23 protein-coding genes and 1 tRNA gene are annotated in these 26,311 nt (G+C 35.2%); 7 read left to right on the plus strand and 17 right to left on the minus strand.

Features of this window, described 5'->3' with window-relative positions; all coding sequences use genetic code 11:
- Positions 1–66 precede the first annotated feature (66 nt).
- Both Q0983_RS03695 and Q0983_RS03700 read left to right on the plus strand, forming a co-directional pair.
- On the plus strand, positions 67–1,074 hold the full coding sequence (locus Q0983_RS03695; protein WP_299548908.1) for a putative zinc-binding metallopeptidase: 1,008 nt from the start codon (positions 67–69) through the stop codon (positions 1,072–1,074).
- A 108-nt stretch (positions 1,075–1,182) separates the two neighbouring features.
- A complete protein-coding gene (locus tag Q0983_RS03700) occupies positions 1,183–1,605 on the plus strand; it encodes a DUF6438 domain-containing protein (RefSeq protein ID WP_299548910.1) in 423 nt (140 codons plus the stop codon).
- Positions 1,606–1,608: 3 nt separating this feature from the next.
- Here Q0983_RS03700 and Q0983_RS03705 read toward each other — a convergent pair whose 3' ends face one another.
- From Q0983_RS03705 to Q0983_RS03725, 5 genes are all read right to left on the minus strand, one after another.
- On the minus strand, positions 1,609–2,124 hold the full coding sequence (locus Q0983_RS03705) for an OmpH family outer membrane protein (RefSeq protein WP_299548912.1): 516 nt from the start codon (positions 2,122–2,124) through the stop codon (positions 1,609–1,611).
- A gap of 303 nt (positions 2,125–2,427) precedes the next feature.
- A complete protein-coding gene (locus Q0983_RS03710; RefSeq protein ID WP_299548915.1) occupies positions 2,428–3,279 on the minus strand; it encodes a class I SAM-dependent methyltransferase in 852 nt (283 codons plus the stop codon).
- An 80-nt stretch (positions 3,280–3,359) separates the two neighbouring features.
- On the minus strand, positions 3,360–5,231 hold the full coding sequence (mnmG, locus tag Q0983_RS03715) for a tRNA uridine-5-carboxymethylaminomethyl(34) synthesis enzyme MnmG (RefSeq protein ID WP_299548917.1): 1,872 nt from the start codon (positions 5,229–5,231) through the stop codon (positions 3,360–3,362).
- Between the two features lie 97 nt (positions 5,232–5,328).
- The gene (ybeY, locus tag Q0983_RS03720) at positions 5,329–5,739 is read right to left on the minus strand and encodes an rRNA maturation RNase YbeY (protein WP_299548920.1); all 411 of its coding nucleotides are present in this window, start codon (positions 5,737–5,739) and stop codon (positions 5,329–5,331) included.
- Positions 5,732–9,112 carry a DUF4175 family protein gene (locus Q0983_RS03725; RefSeq protein ID WP_299548922.1) on the minus strand — a complete coding sequence of 1,127 codons (3,381 nt, stop codon included), beginning with the start codon at positions 9,110–9,112 and terminating at the stop codon, positions 5,732–5,734. The genes ybeY and Q0983_RS03725 overlap by 8 nt, the downstream gene beginning before the upstream one ends.
- A 186-nt stretch (positions 9,113–9,298) precedes the next feature.
- Here Q0983_RS03725 and gltX point away from each other — a divergent pair, with 186 nt between their 5' ends.
- Together gltX and Q0983_RS03735 are read left to right on the plus strand one after the other, a co-directional pair.
- On the plus strand, positions 9,299–10,810 hold the full coding sequence (gene gltX / locus Q0983_RS03730) for a glutamate--tRNA ligase (protein WP_299548924.1): 1,512 nt from the start codon (positions 9,299–9,301) through the stop codon (positions 10,808–10,810).
- Positions 10,811–10,814: 4 nt separating this feature from the next.
- Positions 10,815–11,771 (plus strand): SGNH/GDSL hydrolase family protein, encoded by a 957-nt coding sequence (locus Q0983_RS03735; RefSeq protein ID WP_299548926.1) that lies wholly within the window; start codon positions 10,815–10,817, stop codon positions 11,769–11,771.
- 42 nt (positions 11,772–11,813) lie between these two features.
- On the opposite strand, the gene Q0983_RS03740 is transcribed toward Q0983_RS03735, so the two are convergent.
- Positions 11,814–12,503 carry a hypothetical protein gene (locus tag Q0983_RS03740; RefSeq protein WP_299548928.1) on the minus strand — a complete coding sequence of 230 codons (690 nt, stop codon included), beginning with the start codon at positions 12,501–12,503 and terminating at the stop codon, positions 11,814–11,816.
- Between the two features lie 74 nt (positions 12,504–12,577).
- On the opposite strand from Q0983_RS03740, the gene Q0983_RS03745 reads away from it, so the two are divergent.
- Complete coding sequence (locus Q0983_RS03745) at positions 12,578–13,504, plus strand: SPFH domain-containing protein (RefSeq protein ID WP_299548931.1); 927 nt, start codon at positions 12,578–12,580, stop codon at positions 13,502–13,504.
- Positions 13,505–13,575: 71 nt separating this feature from the next.
- On the opposite strand, the gene Q0983_RS03750 is transcribed toward Q0983_RS03745, so the two are convergent.
- The 7 genes from Q0983_RS03750 to Q0983_RS03780 form a co-directional block, all read right to left on the minus strand.
- The gene (locus tag Q0983_RS03750) at positions 13,576–13,956 is read right to left on the minus strand and encodes a hypothetical protein (RefSeq protein ID WP_299548934.1); all 381 of its coding nucleotides are present in this window, start codon (positions 13,954–13,956) and stop codon (positions 13,576–13,578) included.
- Between the two features lie 102 nt (positions 13,957–14,058).
- Entirely contained in the window at positions 14,059–14,691 is a 633-nt protein-coding gene (locus tag Q0983_RS03755; RefSeq protein ID WP_299548937.1) for a response regulator transcription factor, read from the minus strand.
- On the minus strand, positions 14,678–16,273 hold the full coding sequence (locus tag Q0983_RS03760) for an ATP-binding protein (RefSeq protein WP_299548940.1): 1,596 nt from the start codon (positions 16,271–16,273) through the stop codon (positions 14,678–14,680). Before Q0983_RS03760 ends, Q0983_RS03755 begins: the two co-directional genes overlap by 14 nt.
- 108 nt (positions 16,274–16,381) lie before the next feature.
- Positions 16,382–17,476 carry a GNAT family N-acetyltransferase gene (locus tag Q0983_RS03765; RefSeq protein WP_299548942.1) on the minus strand — a complete coding sequence of 365 codons (1,095 nt, stop codon included), beginning with the start codon at positions 17,474–17,476 and terminating at the stop codon, positions 16,382–16,384.
- 137 nt (positions 17,477–17,613) lie between these two features.
- Positions 17,614–18,087 carry a DUF1761 domain-containing protein gene (locus tag Q0983_RS03770; RefSeq protein ID WP_366140990.1) on the minus strand — a complete coding sequence of 158 codons (474 nt, stop codon included), beginning with the start codon at positions 18,085–18,087 and terminating at the stop codon, positions 17,614–17,616.
- Between the two features lie 100 nt (positions 18,088–18,187).
- A complete protein-coding gene (locus tag Q0983_RS03775) occupies positions 18,188–20,203 on the minus strand; it encodes a glutamine--tRNA ligase/YqeY domain fusion protein (RefSeq protein WP_299548948.1) in 2,016 nt (671 codons plus the stop codon).
- A 104-nt stretch (positions 20,204–20,307) separates the two neighbouring features.
- The gene (locus Q0983_RS03780) at positions 20,308–20,982 is read right to left on the minus strand and encodes an intradiol ring-cleavage dioxygenase (protein ID WP_299548951.1); all 675 of its coding nucleotides are present in this window, start codon (positions 20,980–20,982) and stop codon (positions 20,308–20,310) included.
- Positions 20,983–21,114: 132 nt separating this feature from the next.
- Here Q0983_RS03780 and folB point away from each other — a divergent pair, with 132 nt between their 5' ends.
- The gene (gene folB, locus Q0983_RS03785; protein ID WP_299548954.1) at positions 21,115–21,477 is read left to right on the plus strand and encodes a dihydroneopterin aldolase; all 363 of its coding nucleotides are present in this window, start codon (positions 21,115–21,117) and stop codon (positions 21,475–21,477) included.
- 118 nt (positions 21,478–21,595) lie between these two features.
- Positions 21,596–21,666, plus strand: a tRNA-Cys gene (locus Q0983_RS03790).
- A gap of 14 nt (positions 21,667–21,680) precedes the next feature.
- Here Q0983_RS03790 and Q0983_RS03795 read toward each other — a convergent pair.
- From Q0983_RS03795 to rnr, 4 genes are all read right to left on the minus strand, one after another.
- On the minus strand, positions 21,681–22,376 hold the full coding sequence (locus Q0983_RS03795) for a LysE family transporter (RefSeq protein WP_299548957.1): 696 nt from the start codon (positions 22,374–22,376) through the stop codon (positions 21,681–21,683).
- A gap of 129 nt (positions 22,377–22,505) precedes the next feature.
- Positions 22,506–23,177, minus strand: a complete 672-nt coding sequence (locus tag Q0983_RS03800; protein ID WP_299548959.1) for a head GIN domain-containing protein — start codon at positions 23,175–23,177, stop codon at positions 22,506–22,508.
- 84 nt (positions 23,178–23,261) lie between these two features.
- Complete coding sequence (locus tag Q0983_RS03805; protein ID WP_299548962.1) at positions 23,262–23,558, minus strand: heavy metal-binding domain-containing protein; 297 nt, start codon at positions 23,556–23,558, stop codon at positions 23,262–23,264.
- A gap of 47 nt (positions 23,559–23,605) precedes the next feature.
- The gene (gene rnr, locus Q0983_RS03810; protein WP_299548965.1) at positions 23,606–25,798 is read right to left on the minus strand and encodes a ribonuclease R; all 2,193 of its coding nucleotides are present in this window, start codon (positions 25,796–25,798) and stop codon (positions 23,606–23,608) included.
- Positions 25,799–26,311: the final 513 nt, after the last annotated feature.

Consider the following 26,311-nt stretch of genomic DNA (forward strand, 5'->3'; position numbering starts at 1 on the left):
GTAGGGTGTTTTTGTCAGGAACTGTTTTACCTACAAACCACGTTGAATCTAAAAATTAAAAAACAGATGAAAAATTTAAAACATATTTCAATCCTTGCGATCTTATTTTCACTTTTATTCATTTTTAATTCCTGCAACAATGAAGACATTTATGAAGAAGACCTAACCGGTACTATTGTTGATGTGGGTAATGACCCTAATGATGATGGTGATGATGACAGTAATGGCAGTGAACCCGGAGATGATAACCCGAACGGAAGTGACGGCGATATCACCCTTTATAGAGTAGAGGGAGATAACATTGTTAAAGTACAGGACTACAAAGTTACCGGGCAGGATCTCGTGTACCAGCAGGATATTGAAAAGCATCAACACATATGGGACTTAACAAAAAAAGTAGTGCCTCCAAAGTACAGATCTAAGATGAGCGAGTTTTTAATTTTCAACGGAGAGCCTTCCGGTACAGCAGGGTTTGTTGTTGAAACCAGTTCTGATCTTTCTAAATGGCAAATGGCCATTGCCATAAACTACAGTGATGATGAACAGGAACTGATCTATACTATAATTCATGAGTTTGCCCACATTTTAACCCTAAACAACGATCAGGTTAATTCAGGTATCAATGAATCCTCCTGTAATAACTTTTTTACCGGTGAAGGTTGTTCTAAACAGGCATCTTATATCAATAAATTATATGGCCAATTTTGGGCCGATATCTGGGGAGAATATCTTAAAGCCAGTGACTCTGAGACCGGATTGGACAATTTTTATAACAAATACGAGCGTCGATTTGTTACACAATATGCATCAACAAACCCGGGGGAAGATATTGCCGAGGTCTTTGCAGTATTTGTAACCAGAAACGGAGGGGTTAACGGAAACAGTATTGCTGAGCAAAAAATTCAATTGATGTATGATCACCCTGAACTTGTGTCCCTAAGAGATTATATAAGGAACAATTTAGGAGCATCCAGAACATCAAAAGGAAGGAATATGCTTCCCGCTCCGGGCAGTTGGAAACATGCCAATACCTTTGGAAACCCCAAGAAGTCACATTGTTCAAAAACAAAATAAATTAGTTTTTTTGGTTGGTTAGTATGATAGCTTGTAACAAAGTGGCTTTTAGAAGCGCTATATGCTTTGTTGCAAGCTTTTTTAAACCTCCATTTAAGATATAACGACATGAAATATTTAACAATAATTATAATGATCATGATCACTTTCTCATCTTGTTCTGCAGGAAAAAAGAAACCGCAAAGCACTCCGGATAAAATAGTTGTTTCTTATTCGAAAGGAAGGTGCCTTGGAAAGTGCCCGGTATACGATTTACATATTTATGATAGTGGCCGTATGGTTTATAACGGTTTAGATAACGTATCAAAAAAAGGGATTTATAAAAGTACTATTTCCTTAGATACCTTGAAACGTATTACTTCTCTCATGAGGTATGTTACCCCAAAAGAAATAGGGGAAATACCGGGTAGGGATCTACCCTTAACCGTGTTAAAGGTCCATGATAAAAAGGTGGTTTACCAGGCTTTGAGAATAAACGGTAATTTACTGGATATCAATACGTTAATAGAGGGTATTGTAAATAATATTTAAGCGTTATTCGTTATTGTATTCAGCATTCAGGGCCTCTAAAATGGTTTGAGTTAAATTGTTTTCATCCGTACCATAAAGTACTGATGCAGCACCATCACTTGTACCTAAAATATAGGTATAACCATTTGTTTTGCCATAGCTTTTTACAAAGTCCTTCACTTTAATAATTAAAGAATCAATTTCAGACTGGGCCAATTGATTTAACTGCTGCTCTTCAAATTGTATTTGCTGTTGCAGTAATTGTTGCTTTTGCTGTAAACCACCCATTAATTCCTGAGCTTTCTTCTGAGACGATTTTTGAGCCGTAAGTTGAGTTTGTTGTACTTCTAATTGAAAAGCCTGACTAATACTATCCGTTTTTTTCTTAAAAGCTTCTTGCTTTCCCTGAAATTTAGTTTCTAAATCCTTCTTTTCCTGAATTTCATTAATCAAGATGGAATTATCAACATAACCAATTTTTTGTTGTTGGCAAGATGTAAATGCAAAAGCTATTAGTATAAGGTAAATTAAGTTTTTCATGTGTTTATTTTTATTGTTTTAATCGGTCACATGTAACCTTACATAATTAAATAATTATTTAATCATGTCGGTTTCATTTTTTTGTTTTTAGCTCGGACAAATGTAATAAACAAAATAGATTATGAAGTTGAAATTAACCCGGAATTAACTCTATAAATAAAACTTATTGAAATACAACTCAGCAATTAAAAACTTTTATTAGCACAGGGTTAAAATAAAGCCATTTAAGAGGCTTTTAAAAATCAGGCAGGTATTTCGACACCTCTATTGCTAAACTCAAAAGAACGTTAATTAAAATAAGTTTCAGCTGTTTTTTATACAATAAATTAAAGAAGACACTTCTTTTGAGGTTAAGCCTTTAAAATTTGATACAGCTCCTATGAAAAATCCTTTAACGGGATTCATTTTTCCGGTTTTATATTTTTCAGAAAGCAGGCTCACATAAAATGCATCAAACCACATGGGTTTTATTTTTACAACTCGCATTGAAAATTTAGACACTAATCTTGAAATAGATGATTTACTAAAATGCCAAAGGTGTCTTGGCACATCATAGGCGGCCCAAAATTCTTTGTAGTGTTTTGCATCAAAACTTTTATAGTTTGGTACAGCAATTATTAAAACACCATTTGGTTTTAAAAGTTTTTTGAAAACAGCCAAGTGATCTTCCAAATTTGGTAAGTGCTCCAAAACATGCCAAAGTGTAATGACATCAAAACTGTGTGTTTCAAATTCCAAAAGTTTCTCAATTTCAAAAACAGACTCATTAGTTTTTTTATTGGCAATAGCCCGGGCTTGTTCATTAGGTTCTATTCCGGAAACTGTCCAATTATTTTTTAAAGCTTCCTGCAAAAAATCACCGGTGCCACATCCAACATCTAAAAGATGTTTACTTTCCGGTTGAAACGCATTAATCAATTTTGATTTTTGTTTTAAAGATATGGTTCTGATTACATGATATACTTTTTCAAATAAATTTCTCCTGGCATCTGTGTGTGAAATGTAATCTTCACTTTGATAATATTCGGGTAATTTTTCCTTAGAAGGTTGTGGCGTGGTTTCTAAAAAACCGAATGTTTCATTTTGAATCAACTCAAAAGTTTCTCCTGAAACGGCATGGTCTTTTAGAGTTAAAAAAGGAGAATTGTTTTTCATTTGGAATAGATTCTGAATCAAGTTCAGAATGACAAAAAATAAAAATTAAACCTAATGTTCCACGTGGAACATTAAAAAATTTACCGACCCATATACACCAATAAAACGGAAATATCGTTTGGTGAGACGCCACTGATTCTTGAGGCTTGCGATACGGTTGTTGGTTGTATTTTTTTTAGTTTTTCACGCGCCTCAAAACTCATGGATTTGATTTTAGAATAATCAAAATTCTCAGGAATTTTTACATATTCTAATCGGTTTAGTTTATCGGCATTGTTTTTTTCCTTAGCAATATACCCGGAATATTTTACCTGAATTTCTGTTTGCTCTATCACTTCCCTATCCAGATTATGATCCTGAATATAAGACTCAACACTGGACACTTTTCTGATATCTTCCATCTCAATATTAGGTCTGGCAAAAATCTTAAAAAGTTTTCCGGATTGTTTTACAGGTGCTGAATTTTTATTCTCCAATATCGGATTAATTGCTTCCGGCTTTACACTTGTAGTTTCAAAAAACGAGACAAATTTTTCAGCCGCTTCGTGTTTTTCCTCCATCCTTTTAAGACGCTTTTCACTAGCTAACCCCAATTCATAACCTTTAGGAGTTAAACGTAGATCGGCATTATCCTGACGTAACAACGTTCTGTATTCTGCACGAGACGTAAACATTCTATAAGGTTCTTCCGTGCCTTTTGTAATCAAATCGTCTATTAAAACACCTATATAAGCTTCATCTCTTTTTAATGTAAACGTATCTCTTACCTGAACTTTTAAACTGGCATTGATGCCTGCCATCAGACCCTGAGAAGCGGCTTCTTCGTAGCCTGTAGTTCCATTGATCTGCCCCGCAAAATAAAGTCCGTTTACAAGCTTGGTTTCCAAAGTGTGCTTTAACTGCGTCGGTGGAAAATAATCATATTCTATAGCATAACCGGGTCTAAAAAATTTCACATTCTCAAAACCTGCTACAGAGCGCAATGCTTTAAACTGAACATCCTCCGGAAGGGATGTTGAAAACCCATTTACATAAACCTCCACGGTATTCCAGCCTTCCGGTTCTATAAATAATTGATGCCTGTCCTTATCCGCAAAACGATTAATTTTATCTTCAATAGAAGGACAATACCTTGGGCCTAAACTCTTAATTCTACCATTAAACATGGGTGACCTGTCAAACCCTTCACGAAGCAAATCATGCACCTCCGGACTGGTATAAGTCATGTGACAAGACCGTTGCTTTTCCAAAGGTTTAGTGACATTTAAATACGAGAATTTTTCAGGGTTATCATCACCTGGTTGCTCAATCATTTTAGAATAATCTAATGACCTGCCATCAACACGTGGAGGTGTTCCTGTTTTCATTCTACCGGAATCAAAACCTAAATCCACTAATTGTTCAGTGATACCGGTAGCCGCTTTTTCTCCAGCTCTTCCTCCTCCAAAATTCTTATCGCCTATATGAATTAATCCATTCAAAAAAGTACCATTAGTCAATACAACCGTTTTCGATTTTATCTCAACACCAAGCGATGTTCTTACACCTACAACCTGATCACCTTCAATCAATAATCCCGACACCATTTCCTGGTAAAAATCCAAGTTTTCGGTTTGCTCCAAAAGCATCCTCCAGTCCTCAGCAAACCGCATTCTGTCACTCTGTACTCTCGGACTCCACATAGCGGGTCCCTTAGATTTATTAAGCATCTTAAATTGAATAGCTGAGGTATCAGACACGATACCACTATAACCACCAAGCGCATCGATCTCACGCACAATTTGTCCTTTTGCAATACCACCCATAGCCGGGTTGCACGACATTTGAGCAATGTTTTGCAAGTTCATGGTAACCAACAACGTTTTACTACCCATATTGGCAGCGGCTGCAGCAGCCTCACTACCGGCATGACCGGCACCAACTACAATAACATCATAAACTTCGTTAAACATTACTTTTTATTTTAAAGATGTTCCACGTGGAACATTCATTATTCAGACTTCTGTCTCAATGTAAATGAATTTGCAAATATACGTCGAAATCCTGATTCTAAGCAAGTCGCTCCAAATAGTAATCTTCCTTGCTTCTCATTGCTTCAGTATCTTCAGCGGATTTATCCTTATAACCACAATAGTGCAATACCCCATGAACGATAACACGATGTAGCTCTTCTTCAAAAGCAACACCAAAATCATCAGCATTATCGGCCACCCTTTCTACGGAAATAAATATATCGCCCTGTATAATTTTTCCGACCGAATAATCAAAGCTAATAATGTCAGTTAAAGTGTCGTGATCGAGGAATTCAACATTCAATTTATGTAAATAGTCATCATCACAAAACACATAATTAATCTCCTCAAGTTTGTGTTCCTCAGAGTTAATAACATCTAAAATCCATGTAGAGATTCTTTGTTCGTCGGCTAATGAAAAATCAGTTTCGTAGTTAAAGTTAATCATTAGATTTCTTAAAATACGCTTGCACTTTCTTTCTGTAAATTTGCTGCAAAGGTAAGGCTTGTTTGTCTAAAATCTCAATAGTGTTGAAATATTGTTTTGCGGTTGGAATTTGGTTTCCGGAAGTATTATTAAACTGTTCTTTATTGGTTTCCGATTCTCTTTTATCATCCTCTCCTTGTTCAAAAGTTGCATTCTCCATTTTTAATAATTGGTGCTTAAGCTCCATCATTTTCTTAAGCGTTTGATTGGTGAATCCCTTATTCAATAACTCCAACTCTATATCTTCCATTTTCCGGGTCAAATTATTTCCCTTTGATCCCAATCCTTCTTTAGCAATTTTATCCTTTAAAGCATTACGTAACTTTTGTTGCTCCTGGTAAATTTCATATAACAACCCATCAAGTTCTTCATTAGTACCTTCTCCCTCCCCATGGAGCTTCTCTCCATCCTTACCCTCCTTATCACCTTCTTTACCTTCATCTCCTTCTTTCTGCTTACCCTCATTTTGTTTTTTACCCTCTTCAGACTTTTTAAGCCCTTCTTCCATCATTTTGTTGAGCTCTTCCTGGCTCATGATGATATCGGGTAATTGCATATCACCTTGCCCTTTTCCGGCCGACATACTCATACTCTCCTGCATGCTATCAAGAATATTACTCAGGAAATCAGCTAAATTATTAGCCGCCGTAATGGCGAATTGCTGATTAGACACTCCCTGGTACAGCTGGTTCTCCGCCAACAAACTAATAGCTTTATCTATATTAAAATAGACTTCTGTGATTTCCTTATTGACTGTTTCCGACAGTTTAGGCTGGCGAAGCGACAATGCAAATAAACTATCATCTATATGCTCAAAGTGTTCTCTTAAGGTATGTTGCTTACGCAAATAGGATGCATACTTATTGTGTTCTCCGTTTATAGATTTAAAACGGTCCATGAGGGCTTCCTGATCAAAAGAAAACAACACCAAATTATCCAAAATCTGACGTAACATCTCCATATCTTCCTGCATTTGTTCTCCTCCCGAAGCATTCATGGCACTTTGCATACTCTGAGCCATCTGCTTCATTTTCTTAGCGGCGTTCTTTTGACTTTTTTGAGCGTTCTTCTGACTTTGACTTTGCTTCTCAGAAGGTTTCTGCTCATCCGTCTCATTGGGCATTTCCTGTTCACCCTTGCGCAATTCATCAGAAGCTTTTTGCTGCTCCTTTTTTATTTCATTTTCGTCTAGCTTATCCTGAGGAATCTCTATTGGCTTTTTTAAGGCTTTCCCCTCTTTCTTTAAATCCTCTAGTTCCTTGGTAAATTCATCAAACGCTTTGTTAAGCTCCTCTTGTTTATCAACGGTATTTTCCTTCTCATCCTGATCAGAAAGTTTCTCCTGATCATTGGCCAGCCTCATCAAATCTTCTTTTAACTTTTCAAGTTTCTTTTCAACATAAAATCGTTTGGTCAATTCTATCAGTTGTTCGAGACTTCGCTTTTTATTCTTATTCTGTTTTGCCAGCTGATCAAGCTTTTTAACCAACTCATCCTTATTGATTTTTTCCTGGAGTTTTTTTAATTCTTCCAGTAGCTTTTCATCCTTTTCCAACTGCGCTTCATTCTCCTTTAACCGCTTCTCCAAATCTTCCTTAAACGGATCCTCTTCCAAATTCTCGTTTTGAAACTTCTCTAAATTATTCTTGAATTTCTTATTGAAACTTTTCATCATGTCGTCTTGCTGTTTCTGACGCTTTAAAAATGATTCCAATTTCTTTTTATCATTAAAATTCAAATCCGGTTTTTCTTTTTGAGTCCTTGTAAGTTCCTCTAAGATCTTATCCTGCTCTTCAAACCTATTTAAGGATTTGTTAAGATCCCGGATGGTTTTACTCTGTTCATCCAATTGTTTTTGAATCGCTTCCTCCCTGGTTCGTTTTCTATAAGTATAAACCGTGCTTTTAATGCTTTTGTAGTTGTTAACTACATCATTATCAAATACTTGGAAGTATAAATTATAGGGTATGCCTTCAACAATTTCCAAATTATTCGGAAATGCACTAATAAACTCAGCAATATTGGAATTGGTTATAGGCATGGTCTCAATTTGTTTGTTATCCTCAGAATCCGCAGGATAATAAACTAATTGCAGCTTACTAAAACCATAATCGTCACTGGCTTGTCCAAAGAAATACAAGGTTTGCTGGTCCAGGCTATCCACTTCCATTTGAATGTTTAACTCAGGATATTGGTCTTTAACAACATCGATTCTAAAAGCCAGATTCTCATAATCCTGCAGGTTCTTGTTGCTGGTACTAATGCTATAATCCAAATTCCTTAAAACGCGCTTAGAAGTTTTAAAAACACCATTGTCCTTATTAAATCTTGTAGTATCCTCAGTATAAAGATTTACATAATCGGTGGATTTGGTTTTTAATTGCCATGTAATATTAGTGCCTTCAGGAACCAAAGCATTCCCCGTACTTTTTAAAACGGCATCTTGCTTTTTAGTATACTTAGGATAATCTAGAATCATTTCAAAACTCAGCAAAGAAGGCGCTTTAATAATATTGAGTTCATAGGGCTTTGAGCTAACATTATTGGCATGTAATTGAAATTCAATCGGTGCTTTGGGTTGCGTGAAAACATACTCAAATTCACCTACTCCGGTTTGATGTAAAAAGTAAATTTCATTGTCATACTCAATTTGGACATTCTCCGGGATCAACTCACCGGCAGTCCTTACCATAAGTTTAAAATCTTTATTCTCTATGGTTTGTAAATTCTCATTGACTACGAAAAACTGAAATGGTGCCGGTGGTTCATATTCGGTTTTATAATGCACCACCCGTTGGTAACTATTACTAAACCAATTCAAATTATCAGTTAAAAAAGTTATCAAAAGAATTAAAACCGGGACAGCAGCGTACTTTAAATATTTTACGTTCTGCCTTAGATTAATGGCGAGTTTGAACGGAACAGGTTTTAATTCAACGGACTTCTGCTCAATACCGGCCAGTAGTAATTCTGATTGTGCCGGGTTATCATTAAGCTGAAGTACGTTCAGTAATTTATCATTTACTTCGGGAAAATGACTCCCGATTATTTTAGAGGCCTCCTGGTAATTAATGCCTTCTTTTAGCTTAAATAGTTTGACAACAGGTAATACTATAAACTTTACTAAAAGTGCTAACTCAACAGCTATAAACAGCCAAAACAAGACTGTTCTTGCGCCTGTTCCCAACCATAAGGTATACTCAATGAAAAGCGTGAATAGAAAATACAACAACCCCATGGTAAAAAACAAAATGGTCCCCTTGAGCAACTCATTGGTGTAATAGCGCTTAATAAAAGCTTCCAGCTTGTTTTTTATGGCTTCAAAGTTTTGCATAATACTAAACTACAATTTTATTCAGTACACCCTTTATAATAATGTGTTAATTGTATCTTTCTTCAAAGAAACCACCCTTCGACCGGCTCAGGGCATCGCTTTGTTAGTCAATAAATTTTTTTCATTTTGACCATGTAAATTATAAACGAAAAAATTCATTTACTTTTGCCCTTAAATATAAAAAACATGACCAAAAGCGTTCGTGTGCGTTTTGCACCCAGCCCAACAGGCCCTTTACATATTGGCGGAGTTCGTACTGCGTTATTCAACTATTTATTTGCTAAAAAACACGGTGGTGATTTTATTTTACGTATTGAGGATACGGATCAAAGCCGCTATGTTAAAGGTGCGGAAAAATATATAATTGATGCGCTGAATTGGTGTGGCATTCCGTTTGATGAAGGCCCCGATAAAAACGAAAAATTCGGCCCTTACAGACAAAGTGAACGTAAAGGTTTATACAAGCAATATGCAGAACAGCTTATTGAAAGTGGTCGTGCCTATTATGCTTTTGATACCGCTGAAATCCTGGATTTTCACAGAAAAGACCATGAGGTTAAAGGAAAAACTTTTATTTACAATTGGCATAATAGATTAAAACTGAGTAATTCTTTATCGCTTTCTGCCGAAGAAGTAAAAGCAAAGCTCGAGGCCGGCGAAAATTATGTGATCCGATTTAAATCACCGCAAGACGACACTCTACACTTAAAAGATATTATCAGAGGGGACATTAAAATAGATACGAATATTCTGGATGATAAGGTGTTGTTTAAAAGTGATGGTATGCCAACCTATCATCTGGCTAATATTGTGGATGATCATTTAATGGAGATCACACATGTTATTCGTGGCGAAGAGTGGTTACCTTCTTTAGCATTACACTATCAATTATACCAGGCTTTAGATTGGGAGGCTCCTGAATTTGCCCATTTACCATTGATCTTAAAACCAACGGGAAAGGGCAAGCTAAGTAAGCGTGATGGTGATAAGCTAGGCTTTCCCGTATTCCCGTTACAATGGGAAGACCCTAAAACACATGAGATCTCCAGAGGGTACAAAGAAGATGGCTATTTTGCTGAATCTGTGGTCAACTTTTTAGCCTTTTTAGGCTGGAACCCTGGAACGGAACAAGAAATCTTTAGTTTAGAGGAACTTATTAAAGCCTTTGATCTAAATCGCGTTAACAAAGCCGGAGCGCGTTTTGATCCTGATAAAATTAAATGGTTCAACCATCATTACATGCAGGAACAGTCTAACGGTGATTTGGCTAAAGCGTTTAAAGAGGAATACCCTCAATTAAATGATATTGATGTCAACTATATTGAACTGGTTATTGGGCTTGTAAAAGAACGTGCAACCTTTGTTTCTGACTTTTGGGATCTAAGTTATTTCTTTTTCCAGGCACCAAAAAGCTATGATGAAAAAGCCTCAAAGAAAGCCCTTAAAGAAGACACTAAAGGTATTCTTAACTCGGTTCTAGGCCTCATCGATAGTACCGAGGAGTTTACTGTAGAACATCTTCAGACCACTATTAAGGGTTGGATCACTTCTAACGAAATCGGTTTCGGAAAAGTTATGATGCCATTGCGTTTAGCTTTGGTTGGTGCGTTACAGGGGCCCGATGTGTTCGATATCATGTTTATGATTGGAAAGGTTGAAACTACTAAACGAATACATGCCATAATCGATATATTATAACATCATGAAACACTTTTTTTTAATTGCCATAATTGTACTGTTTTGTTCGTGTAACCATTCAGAAAAAGATTTATATCCCTTACATAATAAAAAGGTTTTGATCCTTGGAAACAGTATTACGGAAAATGGCAGATATGTTGATTTTATTGAGTATTATCTTAGAAAAAACTACCCTGAAAAGCCTCTGGATATTATAAGTGTTGGCCTATCGAGTGAAACCGTTTCAGGCGATTCAGAACCTGACCATGGCTTTCCCAGGCCATGGGTTCACAACCGGTTAGACAACGCTTTAAACTATACCAAACCGGACTTAGTCCTGGCTTGTTACGGCATGAATGACGGCATCTATTCTGAGTTAGACAGTACCAGATTCAACAATTATAAAAAAGGTATTTATAAGTTAAAAGATAAGGTGGAGGCACAAGGCGCCAAAATCATATTACTGACACCAACCATTTTTGATGCGGCACAAAAAAAAGACTACCTGTTAGTCGATAGCGATACTTATTCATACAATACACCTTATGCATATTACAACAAGGAAGTCCTTAAAACTTATGCCAATTGGCTTTTAGAATTTGAAGATGTTCCTGTTATAGATTTACATAGCTATTTAAGTAAAATCCAGGCAGAATTTAAACAAATAGATTCTGCTTTTACTTTAATTCCGGATGCGGTTCACCCCAATGAAACGGGACATTTTTTTATGGCTAAAAAGATTCTAAACGATTTGTATCCTGAAATTTCCTTAGAGATTGATTATTCTGAAGTTGAAAACCTGAAGGAAGATTCATTGTATAATTTAGTTAGAAAACGCAGACATATTAGGTCTAAAGGTTGGAGAGACTACATTGGTTATGAAAGAGGCGAGACCGTAAAAACGAATGATATTAGACCTACCATCGATCAGGTACAGGAACTTGACAAACAAATCGGTGACCTTTTAGAGACCCTGAAATGATCCCGATAGCTATCGGGACAGAGTGACACATTAAAAAATGTATCAAAACGAAAGAATTGCTCCCAGCACAAGCATATTCATATGGCCTTTAAGCCTGTCTTCGCCACCTGAAGTATCCAAATTTTTACCGTCCAGCTTATTAAAAATATTGGTAAAGCCATAAATATATTGGGCCCTGAGTTTAAAGTTTTTAATACCTAAAGAAGCACCTATGGCACCGTTTATATTGAATCGGGATATATCAGATATATCACTGGCTGTTAGATTAGAATAATTGTTTATATAGTAGTTTTCCTGAGAATCCTCTTTTAACTCCAATTTACTGTTGTATTGCAACATAGGACCAACATCGATAGTGAAATGGTCTTCAATTATCTTAACGTTCATAAATAAAGCCACCTGGGCCATAAATAATTTATAGTCAATAAACTCATTGGGATTGCTGGCGCTTAACATTGAGGGCCTTGCAGAAATGCCTATAGTATTTTCAGAAAGTTGCATACCAAAACTAACATTATACCATTGATATGGGATATCAACTGTGGCTAAAAATCCACCGGCAAAACCTTTCCCTTTCTCTGTAATGAAATTATCCGTAGCAATATCTAATTGACTGAAACCTCCGGCAACCGAAATACCGTTGGTAATAGGATATCTGCCACGTTGGGCTAAACTATTTGTAACAAAAGTTAGGGATAATACTACTAATAGTATAAGCTGTAATTTTTTCATAGCATTTTTGGGTTAAAGGGCAAATATAACTTAAATTTAGTAACACATTTATTCTAACAAATATTATATAAACCATGAACTATCTTTTGATTCCTATTATTTTTTTCGGATTAATTATATTAATCTCTTCCTTCTTTATTGTTAAACAACAAACCGCAGCAGTTATAGAACGTTTTGGACGCTTTCAAAGTATACGTCATTCGGGTCTTCAGCTAAAGATCCCTGTTGTAGATAGAATTTCGGGAAAACTGAGTTTAAAAATCCAACAGTTAGATGTTATTGTAGAAACTAAAACCCTTGATGACGTATTTGTAAAATTGAAGGTTTCCGTGCAATATTTAGTCATAAGAGATAAAGTTTATGACGCCTTTTATAAACTGGAATATCCTCATGATCAGATTACATCTTTTGTTTTTGATGTAGTTCGTGCCGAAGTACCAAAAATGAAACTGGATGACGTCTTTGTTAAAAAAGACGATATTGCTATAGCCGTAAAACGCGAGCTACAGGAATACATGTCTGAGTATGGCTATGATATCATCAAAACCCTTGTAACGGATATTGATCCGGACGCCCAGGTAAAAGAGGCCATGAACCGTATTAATGCTGCTGAACGCGAAAAGATCGCTGCTCAGTTTGAAGGGGATGCACAACGTATCTTAATTGTTGAAAAAGCAAAAGCCGAAGCTGAAAGCAAACGTCTGCAAGGGCAAGGTATAGCCGATCAACGCAGGGAAATTGCCCGCGGACTGGAAGAGTCTGTTGAAGTGCTTAACAAAGTTGGCATCAATTCCCAGGAAGCTTCTGCGCTTATCGTAGTAACACAGCATTATGACACCTTACAGGCTATAGGCGAAGAAACTAATAGTAACTTAATCCTGTTACCAAATTCACCACAGGCCGGAAGCGATATGCTAAACAACATGGTAGCTAGTTTTACTGCCAGTAACCAGATTGGTGAAGCTATGAAAAAGCAGGCCAGGAAAAATGAAGACGAATAAATTATATTAAAGCTTTGTTTTGAAAAGCAGGAGGATCAAAAAAAGCCCTTAAAAATTAAGGGCTTTTTACGTTAGTTATTATGAGCTGTTTCATCGGGGTCTGCCTTATTTGGAGTCATGACCATTTTTGTTTTGCTTTCATCAGAATCTTTTTTCCAGGGCTTGTAATTTTTAAACGCAGGGCCTTTCAATTCAACTCTTTTTGAGTTAAAGGCAACTTTATTGTATTCTTTATTATTGTTATTCTGCCAAGGTTTATTGTTTTTAAAAGCCGGGCCCATTAACTTTTCCTTTTTTGTAGTTGTATAAACAACAGTAGCGGGTTCACTTTTATCCTTATTTAACCACGGTTTGTAGTTCTTATAAGCCGGTCCTTTAAGGTCACTTCTTTTTTGAGCAAAAACACCAGAAGCTATAAAGACCATCGCTAAAGTAAAAATTAGTGTTCTCATAATCCTTCCGTTTTAAAATTCACTCAAATATAAATACAGAGCATAGCATTTGGAGTTCTATGAAATCACTTAATGTATATCCGTATAAATACGGATATTTGATTAAATAAGTTTCATTTTTACCGCTTTTATAATAAGCTCTGCAGTATTTTTAGCACTTAACTTCTTAAGGATATTAGAACGATGGGTTTCTATGGTTCTTTTACTAACATAAAGTAAGGCAGCAATTTCCTTGGTTGTGTTTCCTTTTGAGATTAATGTCAGCACCTCTATTTCTTTTTTTGAAAGTATGTTTTCGCTTATGGAATTATCAGACATATAATCAATCATCTTTTCAGATATTTTGGGACTGAAGTATTTCTTTCCTTTACTAACTATGCGAACAACCTTTATAAGTTCTTCTTGATCAGTGTTTTTTAATAAATAGCTATAGGCACCCATTTTAGCACATTTAGCAATATAATTTCCCTCGTCATGCATAGATATTATTATTGGCTTAATGGCCGGGTTTAAGTCTTTTATTTCGTTTAAAACCTCAAATCCATCCATGTTTGGCATAGTGATATCCAACAGAACAATATCTATCTCCCGGTTAGCTTTAACGAGTTCAATAAACTCTTCGCCATCACCAACACAGCTTATGACTTCAATATCATGATGCCTTTTTAATAATTCTTTCAGACCATTTCTAAACAGTTCATGGTCATCGGCAATAACGAGTTTAATTGTTTTCATTTTTTATAGGTAATTCTATATCAAAAGTTGTCCTTCCTTGTTTGGAGTTTATTTTAATCTTCCCGTTGCAAATTTCAACCCTTTCCCTGATGTTAATAATACCTGAACCCAGTGTTACATTATCCATATTAAACCCTACCCCATCATCAAAATAAAACAGGGACACAAAATCATCAAATTCTGATAATGTAATCCTTATATTTTTCGCTTTCGCATATTTTAACGTATTGTTTATTAATTCCTGGGTTATTCTAAATATATGAATTTCCTGGTTCTTTGTAAGTCTACTGTTCTTCTGCTTTAAAAGATCTTCAAACACGATGGAAGCATCAGATGCTTTCTTAATGTCTTCCGTAAAATTTGTAAGTGCGGCACCAACGCCAAAATCGTTCATAGTAGAAGGTGCCAACGCATTAGACATGATCCGGATCTCAGAAATGGTGTCATCAATTATTTTTCCCATCTCCAAACGTAACACCTTGTTATCAACCTTATTATCAATATAAAATTTTAACGATGTTAATAACGGACCTAATCCGTCATGAAGCTCTCTGGAAAGTCGTTGTCTTTCATTCTCCAAACCATCCACTAATTGACGTTTAGTGTTAATACGGCTTATGTTTTCATTACTTCTGAACTCTTTTAGCTTATCCCTCATTTTAATCAAGCTTTTTCCTAAAGCGTCTTTTTTACTTTTAGGGATGTATTCTGAGTTCAAATTCATCTCTCCAATTTCCTCAGAAAAATTTACCGCACCTTGTAATGACTTTTTTAAATTATCCAGGGCCTCAAACATTTCCTTTATTTCATTAGAGTTTTTTGTAAACCTATTGATCTCATTATAATTACCATCTGCCATTTCTTTCAGGCTGTTTTTCATATTTAAAATTGGGTTGGCAATTATTCTGGTAAGGAACAAAGAAATGAAAATGGCTATGATCAGAATTAAAAACATTAAGACAAAAAGCCTGCTTTTCAAGCTTTGTAATGGTGCTTCTACCTCTTCTTTATCTATCTCAGAAAGTATGACTAGCTTAAGATTCTGTATTTCAATAGGGCCGTATACACCATAGACATCAACATGTCTATAATCTTTATACAGGCCTTTTCCAAACTCACCCGATAAAGCATTTGACACCCCTGTTGTTTTTACAATAATATCATATGGTACGGAATCCTTAAAAAAACGTGATTGCGACCGCATTCTGTAATCATCTCCCACCAAATACGATTCCCCCGTTTCTCCCATTCCGGTCCGCTCCAGCAAAATATTCATCACTTTACTGTAAGGTATAATTTTTATAGTGTGTTTACCATGCTTTACATCAACTAAACCAATAGTTAGCTGATGATTTTTATTGTACTTTGTGAAATCATAAATACCTGTTTTAAAATCTTTTTCCGGTAACTTAAAATTCAAGCTGTCTTCTTCTATATTGGACACATTGATAAAATTACTCCATTCAGATTGAATTAGTTTTTCAATCTGATTTTGTTTCAGGGTTTTAATGGAATTTAATTGTTGCAGAATCCTATTTTGCAGTACATCTGAAAACTGCCCGTAAAATGTAATTGACAGCATGACAACTACCAAAAAAACGAGGCCGTTTATAATAATTAATATGAGGGATTTTAAGCTAATTTGTCAAGGTATTAATAAGTTCTTACACCTTTTTATACAAATATAGCACTAATTGATTTTATTAAAAGGATGCCTTTCTTCCCATTTCCGTATGGGGTTCATATACTTAACCACGCACTTTAAAACCGTATTGGCAATAAAGTTATTGGTGTGCTTCAAATACACGTGCATGGTATGGGGTTTGGCTCCAATAGAACTTTTGATCTCCATGGCGGTTCTGGCATATACAATGGTTTTAAAGTTGTTTTCAATACCAAAAGAAGCCATGTTAAAAAGCATATTTAAATACATTTGATATTGACGTTGGAGCTCCTTGTTATAACCCAAAAAATAGGTTTCCAAACAATGGCCATTCATTATCAAAGTATAAAAACCAATGAGTTCGTCCTTTAGGAAATACCCAAAAACCTTGAATGATTCTTTTAGATACTTCTTTAAACTTAAAAAATGGTTGCGATCCAGTTTAAATGAATTCACTCTGGCATTATCAGATACATTTTCATAAAGTTTGAAAATCGTCTCTGAATGCTGCTCTATGTAGTTTAAATCCAATTCTTTGCAAGTTAAGTCAGCACTTTTTCTTCTCGCTGTTTTATAGCGCCTTTTATACTTTTTGTTGAAACCGGAAATATAGTCTTCAGGTGTTTTCCAGGAGTCAGAAACCTGAAACATCATATTGGGCTGCACCTGAATTTTATAAAGGTTTTGGCTTTTGAAATAAGTCATGCTTTGATGTATTGAATCGTCTTCAAAATAATCCTTAAACGCAACAATGCGTATTTTTTTATTGAATCGCTCCTTTATTTCAATGGTCAAAACATCGATTGCTTTTTGTATGGTATTCAAAAAATCATTTTGAGAAATAGCATCGGAATCAAAATAAATTCCATGTTGCCCGGTATGCATTAAATTGCCAATTACCAAAGCATTTCCTCTTACAAACCTGGAAACCAATTGCTTTCCTATTTGTTTTAAGTAACTGTTTGAGGTACGCCTGAAGACATCATCCAAATACATTTGAACCCGTTGAACAATAGCAATGCCAACCAAGGCATCGGCTTTAAAAACCCCAATATAATATGAAGTAATATTACCGGGCGATGAGTTTTCAAGTGCTTCTAAAAACGATGATCTCAAAAACACATCATTAACAGGTAAGTTATTCCAAGTCGATGGAAGTTCAGAAGTAGTCCGATATATTTTATAGCCTAGCAATAGCAAAGAAAAAGACCGAAGTTATACACCTCAGTCTTTGTTTATGTTAAAAAATTACAAAACTTTTATTTCCATCCGCAAATGATAGCGCCCATGACACCCATAGTCACTACCCAATAACCTGTATTAATAAGAATATATTTAGCACTTTTACGCTCAAATAAAGCATTAGTGCCCAGAATAGGAAGTGCTACGAAAATACCGGCTATAACACCGTGAAACGCCCCGTGTTTAAACGTTCTAAACTCATTGGCGTATTCCGCCATAAACGCTTCATAAGAAGGTTGCACTCCTAATTCTCCCTGCGCCAAACTAAAAGCACCCATTTGGTGAATCACCATAGGCATAATTGACATAGCCAGTAAAACAGCAAAAATAAAGGCCATAATAAAGATCTTTGCCATATTAGCACCTTTCATTTTCTCTTCACTCATGTCTGCGGCTTGCATCCAGGCCGTACCAAATACTTTCGGATTGTACCAAATAAAACCTACAACAAGGGCAGAAACAGCAGCAACAAGAATTGCTGGGAAATTCATTGCATCCATAATAATTTTAGTTTATAGTTAGAACTTAAATATAGCTAAAAATATAATACAGGATTGCTTTTTAACGCTTTATATCCGTTATGAAGAACTTCTAAAGCGCTTCTGCCTCAGTAACTAAAAGGGTGTTTTTATCTTCTAAAGCTTTAGTTATGAAGCTATCGATAGCTTCGTTTCTTTCCAAACCATTTTTAAGCAAAACACTAAGGGCAAGCGCCGTTGCAATACGTGTTCCAACCTTTTTAACAGCGGTTCCAAAAAGCGGTTCCAGGTCTTCATAACTAACCCCTTCGGCCAGCTCTAAAATTTCCGATTTAACCTTTTGTTGCTTGGCTTCCGGTAAGTTAGTATACTTTTTACCCAGTTGCTTAATAAGGTCTATTGGCTTACGTTGTGATTGCTGCTGTTGTTGCGGTTTAGGTTGAACCTGTTTCAAAGTGTTTTGATTAGTTTTTTGCTTCGCCCAGGTATCTCTTAGTCCAACGGTTTTATTAAAAATAAGGTTTTCAGAAGTTGCATCATCATCCACATTAAAATACCCTAAACGTTGAAACTGAAACCTGTTCCCTACTTTAGCATCAATTAAACCGGGCTCCACATAAGCTTCAATCACTCTTAAAGAATCCGGGTTGATAAACGCCATAAAATCTTTGTCCTGATGACTATCCGGTGCTTCGTCCATAAACAGCCTGTCATATTCCCTAACCTCAGCTTTAACAGCATGTTGAATAGACACCCAGTGCAGCGTTCCTTTCACTCTTCTTGCCGTATCTTCAGAATACGTACAATGTATCTCGGTAATAGTGCCGTTTGTATCTTTTACAACATGTTCCGCTTTAATGATATAAGCATTTTTTAAACGAACCTCACCTCCTAGTTTCAACCTGAAAAACTTATTACCGGCTTCTTCTTTAAAGTCGTCTTTTTCAATATAAAGTTCTTTTGAAAACGGTACTTTTCTGGAACCGGCAGCTGCATCTTCCGGATTGTTTTCAGCATCTAACCACTCTACCTTACCTTCCGGATAATTTGTAATAACAAGCTTAACAGGATCTAAAACTGCCATTACCCTTGGGGCCGTTTTATTCAGATCTTCACGAATACAGAATTCTAATAGCGATACATCAATGACATTATCACGCTTGGCAACACCTGCTGTCTCCACAAACTTTCTTAGGGCATTTGGTGTATAACCCCTTCTTCGTAAACCTGAAATAGTCGGCATTCTGGGATCATCCCATCCCTTCACCACGCCTTCATTTACCAGTTGCAGCAGCTTACGTTTGCTCATGATGGTATAACTTAAATTCAAACGGGCAAATTCGCGTTGCTTTGGTGGCAATGGAAGTGTATCTGAACTATAATCATGAACTATATCCCTAAACCAATTATAAAGCTTTCTATGGGGCTTAAATTCCAAAGAGCATAGGGAGTGTGAAATTTGTTCAATATAATCGCTTTCCCCATGGGTCCAATCATACATAGGATAAATACACCATGCATCACCCGTTCTATGGTGATGTGCAAACATAATACGATACATGATAGGATCCCGCATTAACATATTGGGATCTTCCATATCTATTTTAGCACGTAATACATGGGTTCCGGCTTCAAATTCACCGTTTTTCATACGTGTAAACAAATCCAAATTCTCTGCCACACTTCTGTCTCTGTAAGGACTGTTGGTTCCTACCTGTGTTGGTGTTCCTTTTTGTTCAGCCATTTCCTCACTGGTTTGAGAATCTACATAGGCCTTACCATCTTTAATCATCTGAACAGCCCAATCATACAACTGCTGGAAATAGTCTGAAGAATACAACTCTTTATCCCACTTGTACCCTAACCAGGCTACATCACGCTTAATAGCATCTACATATTCCTGCTCTTCTTTAGTCGGATTGGTATCATCAAACCGAAGGTTAACCGGTGCATTATACTTTTCACCCAACCCAAAACTAATGCCAATAGCTTTAGTGTGTCCTATATGCAAATAGCCGTTTGGTTCCGGAGGAAACCTAAAACGCAGGTCGTTTTTAGACATTCCATTTGCTAAATCCTCTTCTATAATTTGCTCAATAAAATTGAGTGGTTTTTTATCTTCAGACATATCATAAATAAAACGCAAATTTATAGAAATAATAGCATATTTAGCTATAAAAAGCTTTCAGAAAACAATATTCCGAAAGGGGTGTGCTTAAATAAAAAACAGCTTTATCCAGGTACTTTTATTGTTTTTATCAAAGTATATCCATCTGATGCATTACCGGTAACAGAATCTGCTAGGTTTGAATTATCTACTATTCCATCATTAAGGTTATTTGTATCTGCTGTTCCTTTATAACCTGTTGTTGCATAGACGGTATTTGATATCGTATCCGGAAATGAAACTTGAGTAATTAATAGTGATTTATTAGAAGAATCTTTTATTTCAACATGAAGATGTGGGGTGCGTCCTGGATACCAACCTGGATATATACTTATAAAAGACGCATTACCATTATTGTCTGTTGTTTGTCTGCCTCTTAAAAAGCTCTCATTAGTAAAATTGCCATCTAGTTGGTCGGAATATTCAGAATAATTCCCCTTAGCATCACAGTGCCAAACATCTACATAGACACCGGCTAGGGGCGAACAACCCTGATTGACATTTTGAATAACAAATTTCATCAATAATGGTACTCCTTGTTTGTTTCCAATTATATTTTCTCTTACCAAATCGGCAGGTGTTTTTATTGGAAAAGGTCCTGCCGTTTCTCGTGGTGACATTGTACATGAATTCGCAGAAACCTCTTCATCTGTACTTTCACATGAGGTTACTAATGTAGGTACTGCAGCTATGATCCCAATTGCTTTAATTCCATTCTTTAAAAAAATTTTTCTATCCATCTGTTGCTTTTTTAATACTAATTCTTGACTCGTTAATTTAATTATGTTTTTATTACTTTATGTATATTAAACAGCTACTATAATAGTTACCCTACTTTATAAGTATATTTGTGCTTTTATATTAAACTAAAAATGGGAATAATAAAAGTTGAAAACATTAAAGTTTACGCTTATCACGGTTGTTTAAAAGAAGAGACAAAAATTGGTAGTGATTACAGGGTGGATTTAGAGGTAAAAGCCGACTTACAAACCTCGGCAAATTCTGATGATTTAAAGGATACAGTGGATTACGTATTTTTAAACCGCATTGTAAAGGAAGAAATGTCTGTCCCGTCAAAGCTACTGGAAACGGTAGCAAAACGTATATTAGACCGCATTTTTTCTGAAGATGTATTAGTTAAAAAAGCTACGGTTTGGGTTAGTAAAATAAATCCTCCTATTGGTGGTAATGTTGAAAGTGTAACCATTAAAATGACTGATAAACGTAAAAAATAATTTTAAATAAGAAAACGTAATAAATTTTTTTACATTTGCAGCAGATTCCTGATCTCGTTGGAAGAGACGGTTTCAAAGGTTTATCGAAAATAAATTTTTGATAGATTTTTTTCATTATGGCGTCGTGGCCGAGTGGCTAGGCAGAGGTCTGCAAAACCTTTTACAGCGGTTCGAATCCGCTCGACGCCTCAAAGAGCTTTCAGTTAATCTGGAAGCTTTTCTTTTATAGGGTTTATTTGTTCCAGCTTTTCTTTATTCTTTTCATAGGTTTCCGGAAATAGTCCCTGAACCAGTAAAAGCACGCCAAATCCTAAAATTACCAAAGCCACAATTTTCTTTGTTTTAAATATTAACCGTGGTGTTAATCGTTTCTTTATCCGTTTAGCAACAGCAATTTTTACTAAATCAACTAATAAATAAGTAACTAAAATAGTACCTAAAAAGATAAAAACTCCGTACTCGGAAGTTGTTAAAGTATTAGCTAAAGCTATAAAAACAACCCAACCGAGCAGTACGCCTATATTAATAAAATTGAGTAAGAATCCTTTTAAAAACAATCTGCCATAACCTCTTTTAAATTCTACAGCGTGATATTCCCTAACAATCTCACGAAAAGATTTTGATGTTTTTATAAAAGAAATGATACCATAAGCTATTAGCAAAACACCTCCGAATATTAAAAAATTAGGATCATCCTTTACTCTGTCTAATAATCGATTGGTACTGAAAAATGCCACAAGAATAAACAGGATATCGGCTAAAATAACACCTAAATCAAATATTAAAGCTCTTCTGAATCCTTTAGTGGCACCCGTTTCCAACAGCACAAAAAACACCGGACCAATGGTAAAGGCCAGTATAATTCCGAAAGGAATAGCTGTTAAGATATCATCAAACATACTTTTATGAAGCTTTACACAAAGTAAAGAAATATTTTATGATTTTTCTTATAGTTATTTCAGTGTTATTAAAAAGAAAAAACCGCTAAAATTAGCGGTTTTATTAGAAGTTTTATTTCATTAATTTATTTACATTCGTTTTACCCTGCCTCCAAAAACACGGTCCTCATTAACCGTCTCAGGGTCGCCATAAATGAATACATCCCCACCGGCTCTAATTTTAACATCTACCAGATCTTTAGCATTAACATAAGCTTCACCTGCAGCTCTGATAGCTACTTCGGTTTTGTCGGTTTTAAGCTCCGCCCCTTTATAAACACCACCGGTTAACAAAGAAACATCCTGGCTTTTGGCTTTACCGGTAACCTTAATAACACCGCCGGTAACCGATTTAATATTAGCATAGGTAACATCGACTTTGACTTCAATTTTGCCACCTTCCTGGGATTTTAGATCTATTTCAAACTGTTTTATTTTGTCGTCGGAATGGACGGCTGCACCTTCATTAACATCAATAACATCCACCTTCGAATAATATAACTTTACTTTAGTGTCATTACCATCAAAGATCTTTTTTAGGTTCATTTTAATTTTCAAGGTGCCATTTTTGTTATTTATTAGAACATTTTCAGTATCCTTTCCCGTAATAACAACTTTATTATGTTTTGATTTAATCATTTCCACATTAATTAAATCATAAACTTTTAGTTCACTAAATTCTCCTATTTCCTTTTCTATTGAATTTTGAGCAATAACTGCAGTAGTTATAAGAATGGCCAGTATTGTTGATAAACTTTTCATGGATTAATATTTATAGGTTTTTAACTTAAACGTAAAATTATCAAGAATTATTCCGTTGTGTATTAACTTTAAGAAAATTTTTAATCAGATAGCTACTTTTACAGCTGTTCCGGTTATAGAAACAAAAAAATAAACACCCGATGATGTTTCAATATCTAATCTAATACCAACAATAGCGTTAGCTTTTAGATTCAGGGCATTGGTTTTTAAATTTTGAAAAGCTTCTTCTTTAGCCTCATTTATAAGGTCTGAAGTTATTTCTAAATTCTTAGTTGTCTTTAAGGAATACTTCTTTTTTATATTAGTAGATACTCCAGTTACTATACCTAAATAATCCTCTATTTTGTGTCCTTCAATGGAATTTGTTGTTGTTAGTACCATAAGTCTATAATGTTTTAGTAATTAGTTCTTGATACAAAAGATTGTTACTATGTATCTTCCGGCTTACCTATTAGATGAAAGTCTAAATGTTTTTTAACCAAATCGGTATTTTTAACTTTTACAACCACTTCATCTCCCAACTGATACATGTTTTTAGAATGCCGGCCTACCAACGCATATTGACTTTCATCAAAAACGTAATGATCATCCGTAATATCACGTATACTCACCATTCCCTCACATTTATTAGTAATAATTTCAACGTAAATACCCCAGTCGGTTACCCCGGAAATCACGCCTAAAAACTCCTGGTCTTTATGATCTTCCATAAAACGTATTTGCATGTATTTTATAGAATCACGCTCTGCCTTAGTGGCTAAATATTCCATATTACTGGAATGCTGGCACTTATCTTCATAGGCTTCTTCATTAGCTGATTTTCCACCATCTAAATAGTGCTGTAAAAGTCTATGGGCCATAACATCCGGATAGCGACGAATAGGAGACGTAAAATGCGAATAATAATCGAATGCCAAACCATAATGACCGATATTATGTGTTGTGTATTCCGCTTTACTCATACTCCGTATAGCTAAGGTATCCACTAAATTTTGTTCTTTTTTACCAACGACTTCGGATAGTAAACTGTTTAAAGATGCCGATGTTGATTTCCTGTCTTTAAAATTAAGTTTATACCCAAACCGCCCAACTATGTTTTGAAGTGCTGCTAATTTACTAACGTCAGGTTCATCATGTACACGATACACAAACGTCTTTTTAGGATTTTGTTTCCCTATAAATTCGGCCACTTTTTTATTAGCTAACAACATAAACTCTTCTATGAGTTTATTCGCATCTTTACTGGTTTTAAAATAAACACCTTCCGGATTATTATCAGCGTCCAAATTGAATTTTACTTCCACTTTATCAAATGAAATTGCCCCGCCTTTCAAACGTTTTTTACGCATGATCTTCGCTAATTCATCAAGTTTTAAAATAGCATTAGCTAAATTTTGATCTGTTTTATAAGCCTTTCCTGTTAAAGAAACTTCTCCAGGAATTTCATTTGTTTTAGATTCTATAATAGCCTGGGCTTCTTCATATGCAAAACGTGCGTCACTATAAGTAACGGTTCTGCCAAACCATTGGTCTTTAACTTCGGCCTTATCATTCATTTTAAACACGGCTGAGAAGGTGTATTTCTCCTCATGTGGCCGCAATGAACACGCATTATTCGATAATATTTCAGGTAACATAGGCACTACCCTGTCTACCAGATACACAGACGTGGCACGGTTATAGGCTTCATCATCCAGAACAGTACCTTCTTTAACATAATGGGATACATCGGCAATATGAATACCTATTTCATACAATCCATTGCCCAGAACCGTAAACGATAAAGCATCATCAAAATCTTTAGCATCTTTGGGATCTATGGTAAAGGTCAGATTTTTACGCATATCTCTGCGATTAGCTATTTCTTCTTTTGTAATGGAAGTATCTAACTTGTTAGCATAATCTTCTACTTCATAAGGAAATTCATAAGGTAAGCCGTACTCGGAAAGTATGGCATGGATCTCTGTGTTATGTTCTCCCGGTTTTCCTAAAACCTTCATTACTTTTCCATAGGGTGAATCGGCATTCTCAGGCCAATCTTCAATTCTAACCAACACCTTGTCACCTTCTTCTGCTTTGAATGTTTTATTGATTGGAACAAAAATATCTTTATACATTTTAGCACTATCCGGAATCACAAAAGCGTACTTTTCATGTATTTGAATGACACCAACGTATTCATTCTTTTCTCGCTTTAAGATACCTGTAATTTCACCTTCCAGTTTTCCTCGTTTTCGTCTTTTATAAAGGTAAAATTCAACTTCATCACCATTTAAAGCTCTATTGATATTATTAGAGGCTATAAAAACATCTTCATCAAAAGCATCACAAATGATGTAACCGGATCCTTTAGGAGACAGGTCTAATATACCGGTATGATATTCGGTATTTATAATAGCCTTAAATTTTCCTCTGTCTACTTGCTGTATTTCTTCTTTAGCCGCAAGTTTAGCTAAAGTTTTTATAATTTGGTTTCGACTGCTGGCATCATTGACACCTAATTTGGCAGCTATTTGCTTGTAGTTAAACGCTTTATTTCGTTCTTTTTTTAATAAGCTTAAAATGGTATTGGTTAAGTTTGGGATGCCTTTTCTGGATTTTCTCTTTCTCTTTTTTGCCATGAATTAATTGAAGCAGTAATATATTTTGTTATTTGTTAAAGGTATTAAGATTTATCTTAAGAATCTAAATTAAAATGTTATCCACAAATTATATTATAATACTTTTTTCTTTTAAAAATTTTAAAAATAAAATGATGGTTATTATAGTGTGTTAATAAGGCTGATAACTTTTTTAAGGTTTATTTTGAAATGTATTTTATTGAATTTTGTTGATAGGAAATTAACAGGTTTTAACCTGGTTAACTCATTATTTTTTAGGTAGTTTTATTTTACTGTTAACAGTTGTTCACAACCTTATTAAACAATTTTTTTTAATAAATAAATGACTTAACATTGGTTACTAAAATACCTTTTGGTGCTAATAACTTAACTAAAAATTTACATAAACTAATTTGGATGTTACCTAAATGTTACGGATTGTAAAAAATGATCAATTTTCCAAGTTTATTTTTTAGAAAATAATGAATAGATATTAACATGTCATTAAAAATGTAGTTAACAGGTTTTGATTTA

Source organism: Seonamhaeicola sp., from assembly GCF_028281565.1.
Taxonomy (GTDB): domain Bacteria; phylum Bacteroidota; class Bacteroidia; order Flavobacteriales; family Flavobacteriaceae; genus Seonamhaeicola.